Here is a 2859-nt window from a genome sequence, read left to right as displayed (position 1 = left end):
CTCGATGCTCATTTGATCTTGGCTGGAGGCGCAAACCAAAGCCAGTTGCGCGCCGTCATTACTTGAGATAGTGTCCGCCGCATTGCAAGGGGAACGTGACTGTCACTCTTAAGCGCAGCTATCGCAGCGCGGGTAGTTCGTGCGTAAAGCGCAATGAATGAGGCTCTATTGGCAGCATTTGTCCAGGCGATGTCTCATTGCTATCCGATAAGCCCTGAAGTTGTCTTGTTGCAGACTTAGTAGTCACCGGATCATGTCTGGCCGCTCAGCCAGCGCTACATGGAGACGTACGTGTCATTGCATTCCAAAGTCATCAGTGCTGTCCTCAATCTATTTTTGCTGACACTCGCTGCCGCTGCTCAAGCACAGACTGGCGCGCCACTGACCTCATCGCAGGCGGGCGTCTTCTACGAAGACAAGCTCAAGGGCCTGAGCGAACTCACGGTGTTGGGTAACGACCTGTTCGGTGACAGGGTCAGCCTCTATACGGGCGGCATCCAGTTCACCCAGGTTGATGTTGATCTACCTGGAAACAACGCATTGCCAATGCGGTTCTCGCGCACATTGAAAATGGGCGGGCGCCGGGACACCCTCAAATCGATGAGGGACTGGGATTTTGACCTGCCCTACATCTCAGGCATGTTTGGGCAGAGTGGCTGGGTGTCCATGGTGCCGGGCGAGCCACTACGTCGTTGTTCGATCCCACTGAATTCACCTCAGCAGGCCAGCGCTCCATCCGAGTATGTGAGTGGCGGGCAAGGAAACGTCGGCTTCTCCTTTGATCCGCACTTTTTCTGGGGCGGGCTCTCCCTGAGCCTTCCCGGGAGCGACAGCAAGCCCATGATCATCATGGCTGCGGGTGCCAAGCAACCTACGGACGGTCGTGCCTATCACTGGACCACCGCTGATCGCTGGGTGTTTTCCTGCCTTCCGAGCACCAGCAACGGCGAGAGCGGGGAGGCCTTCATGGCGCATGCCCCCAATGGGGACAGGTACTGGTTTGACCGCATTGTGGCTATACCCCGCGGAACCATGACCGCGAACTACGGTAATGGCTTCTTCAACTACACGAGCACGATGGGACTGCGTGAGTTCCGCGCGTTGCCGACCCGTATCGAGGACAGGAACGGCAACTTCATTACCTTCACCTACTCCCCAAGTCAGGTCGTGATGAGCGCGAGCGACGGCCGCTCCATTACGGTGAACTCAGGGGCTGACGGGGTACAGAGTGTCGTCGCCAATGGCCGCACTTGGAACTATGAGTACACCGGCAGCACTGTCGATCGCAAGCTCACCCGCGTGGCACTTCCAGATGGATCGAGTTGGTCATTTGATGCCGGAGCTGCGTTCGATAACCCCATTGGCGGCTGGAGGAACTGTGCAGACTTTGTGCCGTTCACACCTGGTCCAAGCTCATCCGCAACGGTGGTCATGACTCATCCTTCAGGAGCCAGGGGCACATTTGAAATGAGCTACCGACTTCATGGCAGAACCAATGCGCCGAACACCTGCCGGCCCTTCACGCAGATCTTCTATCCGGTGGAGTCCCACCTCCTGACCGTGCTGGCACTGGATCGCAAGGTCATCTCAGGGCCCGGGCTCGCGACCATGACATGGAGCTACCAGTACACGCCGCTTGCTGCGAGCCTGGACACTGGACAACATGTCTACTGCTCGACTACGCCGTGCCCCGAGACGCGCGCACTCACCGTTACTCGCGAGGACGGCAGCTGGGATCGCTTCACCTTCAGTCAGAAGTACGGAGATCTCGAAGGCCAGCTGCTGAGTGAGGAACGCGGGAATACGCAGGGAGTGCTGCGGCGGATAGACACCCAGTACCGGCGTAGCTCGGACGGCAGCTATGCCCGGATTGGCAGCAATCCCTGTTGGTCATGCTCGAAGGAAGAAGAGCTACCCAAGCCATTGGAGTCACGCACCACCACGCAGGATGGAAATACATTTCTCTATCGCGTGGATCAGTTTGACGCTTATGCAAGGCCGCTGAAGATCACGCGATCCAGCTCGCCCTGAGGGTGAGCTACGACAGGCAGTCGAATGGCAGCGCTCGTGCGCTGCGTCCCACAATTTAGGGAAGCGTATGGCACGTAAATCGCCTCGTAGAAGCACATACCCGCACAAGACGCTGCTCGCAGCTGCTCTGGTTGCAACGGCCAGCCTTCCACAAGCCTGGGCCGCCACTACCTTGGAAACCCTGAGCTACCATGACAACGAAAGCTCGTGGATTCTGGGTCAAGTTGCTACTCGTGCGATCAATGGCGTCCTCGCCGATCAGGCGACGTTCGATCCTGTCACCTCTCGACCCACGCAGTTCTGGGCATTTGGGAAGTTGACCCAATCGCTTGGCTACAACACTGATGGCACCATCGCATACGTGCGCGATGGAAATGGGAACACTATCGTGCTGGGCTCTTGGAAGCGCGGTGTTCCGCAGCTGATCAGCTTCCCTGATGGCACAACGCAAAGCGCTGTCGTGGATGATCGCGGCTGGATTAGCCAAGTCACCGATCAGAACGGGTTCTCGACCGGATATCGCTATGACGCGATGGGACGGGTGGCGGGCATTGACTACCCGAGTGGAGATAGCACCGCCTGGAGCCCGATGAACCAGAGCTTTGTTCAGGTCATGGGCGACGAGTACGGCGTTGCGGCTGGCCATTGGCGAAAAACAACCATTACTGGAAACCGAGTTTCCATCGCGTACTACGACGCACTGTGGCGACCGTTGATTGTCTCGGAGTACGACGCCGCCGACCCAGGCACCATCAGATTCACAGGCAGGGAGTACGACAACGAAGGCAGGACGGTGTTCTCCTCCTATCCTGCAGCAACAGCCAATAG

Annotated in this window: 2 protein-coding genes; both read left to right on the top strand. The window is 57.9% G+C overall.

The window, feature by feature from the left end; genetic code table 11:
* The first annotated feature begins 291 nt into the window (after positions 1-291).
* Positions 292-2031 carry a hypothetical protein gene (locus AC1VAN_RS17105; RefSeq protein WP_140226989.1) on the top strand — a complete coding sequence of 580 codons (1740 nt, stop codon included), beginning with the start codon at positions 292-294 and terminating at the stop codon, positions 2029-2031.
* A 67-nt stretch (positions 2032-2098) separates the two neighbouring features.
* Positions 2099-2859 (top strand): RHS repeat domain-containing protein (locus AC1VAN_RS17100; protein WP_480986279.1); only part of this gene is annotated, 761 nt, incomplete at its 3' end.

The organism is Stenotrophomonas sp. 05L44_2, from assembly GCF_056665995.1.
This window is presented reverse-complemented; position numbering and strand designations above follow the sequence as displayed.